Genomic DNA, 2,842 nt, shown 5'->3' with positions numbered 1-2,842 from the left:
GGGACCTCAGCGCGCGGCCGCGGCCGTCTCGGGCGTGGCCGCGGGGCCGGCCTTGTCGCCGCCGACAGCGGCGCGGGCCGCCGGGATCACGGCGGCGATGGCGGCGGCCAGCAGGGCGACGGAGCCACCGACGATGAGGCCGGTGCGGAAACCGCCCTCGGAGGTGAAGGTGTAGCCGGCCGCGCTGGTCGTCATCTGGGCGAGGACGACGCCGACGACCGCCGCACCGACCGAGGTGCCCAGAGAACGCATCAGCGAGTTGAAGCCGTTGGCGGCGGCGGTCTCGGAGAGCGGGACCGAGCTCATGATCAGGGCGGGCATCGCACCGTAGGCGAGGCCCACGCCGCTGTTGATGACCATGCCGGTCAGCATGAGACCCCAGGGCGTACCCATGAGGGCCAGCGCCAGTCCGTAGCCGAGAGCGATGACGAGGACACCGGAGCTCAGCGTGAACTTCGGGCCGCGCGCGTCGGTGAGCTTCCCGCCGAGCGGGGAGACGATCATCATCATGATGCCGCCGGGCGCCATCCACAGGCCTGCCGCGAGCATCGACTGGCCCAGGCCGTATCCGGTGGCGTCGGGGAACTGGAGCAGCTGCGGGATGATCAGCATGCTGGCGTACATGCCGAATCCGACGAAGATCGAGGCGACGTTGGTGAGCAGGACCCGGGGGCGGGCCGTGGTGCGCAGGTCGACCAGCGGGTCCTTCGTGCGCAGCTCCCAGGCACCCCAGGCGGTGAGGACCACCACGGCGGAGACGAACAGGCCGAGCGTCGTCGTGGAGCCCCAGCCCCAGTCGGCGCCCTTGGAGACGCCGAGCAGCAGGCAGACCAGGCCGACGCCGAGTCCGAGCGCGCCGAGGACGTCGAAGCGCTGACCCTTGGCGGTGGCCGGCACGTCCGGGATGAGGAACCAGATGAGCGTTCCGATCGCGACGGCGAGCACGGCGGAGCCCCAGAACAGCACGCGCCAGTTCGTGTACTGGGCGACCGCCGCGGAGATGGGGAGGCCGAGGCCGCCGCCGATGCCCATCGAGGCGCTGACCAGCGCGATGGAGGAACTCAGCTTCTCGGCCGGCACCACGTCACGCAGCAGGGCGATACCCAGCGGGATCATGCCCATGCCCATTCCCTGCAGGCCCCGCCCGACGATCATCGGGGCGACGGACGAGGAGAGCGCGCACACGACGGAGCCCACCACGAGCGGGACGGAGCAGGCGAGCAGCATCCGCCGCTTGCCCAGCAGGTCGCCCAGGCGGCCGGAGATCGGGACGCAGACGGACGCGACCAGCAGGGTGACGGTGATCACCCAGGCGGAGTTCGCGGGCGTGGTGTGCAGGATCTGGGGCAGCTCGGCGATGAGCGGAGTGACCAGCGTCTGCATGATCGCCGCCACGGTGCCGGCGAAGGCGAGCGTGGCGACCACGCCGCCCGCTCGGGCGGAGGGCTGGGGGGCGTCCATGAGGGACTCCTCGGGTTCTGTCTGCGGGGTAAGATATGTGCATCGTACACGTCATATGTATCGCGCATGTGATGTGGCTCATGCATGTAGATGTGGGAGCATGGAGGGGGGCCGTACCGGTATCTGCGGGGCGCGCGGCTCAGGTGACGACGGGAGGCGGCAGGCGGATGGTCAGGCCCACACACGAGGTCGAGTACGAGCAGATGCTGCTCAGCCGTCACGGACTGCTGAACCACAGGGGCGGCCGCACCAAGGACGGTGTCCTGGAGCGCAGCGCCTACATCCTGCTCAGCCGTATCCGGGTCCAGGGGCCGATGTCGATCGGGGAACTGAGCGACGCCTTCGGACTCGACGCCTCCACCCTCAACCGGCAGACCGCGGCGGCGATGCGGGCCGGGCTCGTCGAGCGCATCCCGGACCCCGACGGCGGCATGGCCCGCAAGTTCCGCATCACGGACGAGGGCGAGCGCCTCCTCGACCAGGAGCGCCAGGGGCTGATCAGCTCCCTGGACCGGGTCATGGCCGACTGGTCGGAGCCGGACATCGCCGCCTTCGCCTCCTATCTGCGGCGCTTCAACACCGACATCGAGCGCATCGGCGGTCGTCCCTGGCCGCGCCCGTGACCGATCGGTCCGACTGCCGCCGGACCGAGGCGTCGTGGCGGAAAACCCGATGACGCGGTGTGACGAGCCGCCTCCTACGCTCACCCGCATGGACACTTTCGGGGGACTGCTGAACGTCGTCGATGTCGAGGCGACCTGCTGGGAAGGACCGCCCCCGCCCGGAGCCGTGAGCGAGATCATCGAGATCGGTCTGACCGTCGTCGACCTGGACAAGGGCGTACGGGTGGAGAAGCACCGCCTGCTGGTGCGGCCCGCGCGATCGACGGTGAGCGCCTTCTGCACGGAGCTGACCGGGCTGACCCAGGACGAGGTCGCGGGCGGGCTCGACTTCGCGGGGGCCTGCCGTGAGTTGGCCGCCCGCCACCGCTCGGGGGAGCGGCCGTGGGCGAGTTGGGGCGACTACGACCGACACCAGTTCACCCGTCAGTGCGCCGCCACGACGACCCCGTACCCCTTCGGCCACCGGCACACCAACGCCAAGGCGGCCTTCACCGCCGCTCACGGCCTGCGGAAACGGCCCGGCATGGCGCAGGCCCTGCGCATCGCGGAACTGCCCCTCGAAGGCCGGCATCACCGGGGCGAGGACGACGCGTGGAACATCGCGGCCCTGATCCTCGGCCTGGCCGAACAGGGGGCCTGGCCCGAGGCCGGCGTGTCGCGCGGCTAGTGCCGCGACAGGCAACGTTCGCCCCGTCGCGACTCCCGGCACCCCCGCGCGCCCCCCCCGCCCGACACCCAACGGAAAACAGTACGAGGAA

Annotated in this window: 3 protein-coding genes; 2 read left to right on the top strand and 1 reads right to left on the bottom strand. The window is 70.9% G+C overall.

Annotated features, from left to right (window positions below; translation table 11 throughout):
• Positions 1-6 precede the first annotated feature (6 nt).
• Entirely contained in the window at positions 7-1,461 is a 1,455-nt protein-coding gene (locus ACFWBT_RS42485) for an MFS transporter (RefSeq protein ID WP_385710046.1), read from the bottom strand.
• A gap of 167 nt (positions 1,462-1,628) precedes the next feature.
• On the opposite strand from ACFWBT_RS42485, the gene ACFWBT_RS42480 reads away from it, so the two are divergent.
• Positions 1,629-2,084, top strand: coding sequence for a MarR family winged helix-turn-helix transcriptional regulator (locus tag ACFWBT_RS42480; RefSeq protein ID WP_385710043.1), 456 nt, complete (start codon positions 1,629-1,631; stop codon positions 2,082-2,084).
• 88 nt (positions 2,085-2,172) lie between these two features.
• Entirely contained in the window at positions 2,173-2,751 is a 579-nt protein-coding gene (locus tag ACFWBT_RS42475) for an exonuclease domain-containing protein (RefSeq protein ID WP_385710040.1), read from the top strand.
• The last annotated feature ends 91 nt before the right edge of the window (positions 2,752-2,842 follow it).

Source organism: Streptomyces sp. NPDC060027, assembly GCF_042737005.1.
Taxonomy (GTDB): domain Bacteria; phylum Actinomycetota; class Actinomycetes; order Streptomycetales; family Streptomycetaceae; genus Streptomyces.
This window is presented reverse-complemented; position numbering and strand designations above follow the sequence as displayed.

Coding starts and splice junctions, on each gene's coding strand:
- ACFWBT_RS42480 (WP_385710043.1), top strand. CDS start 1,629: ATGGTCAGGCCCACACACGAGGTCGAGTACGAGCAGATGCTGCTCAGC.
- ACFWBT_RS42475 (WP_385710040.1), top strand. CDS start 2,173: ATGGACACTTTCGGGGGACTGCTGAACGTCGTCGATGTCGAGGCGACC.
- ACFWBT_RS42485 (WP_385710046.1), bottom strand. CDS start 1,461: ATGGACGCCCCCCAGCCCTCCGCCCGAGCGGGCGGCGTGGTCGCCACG.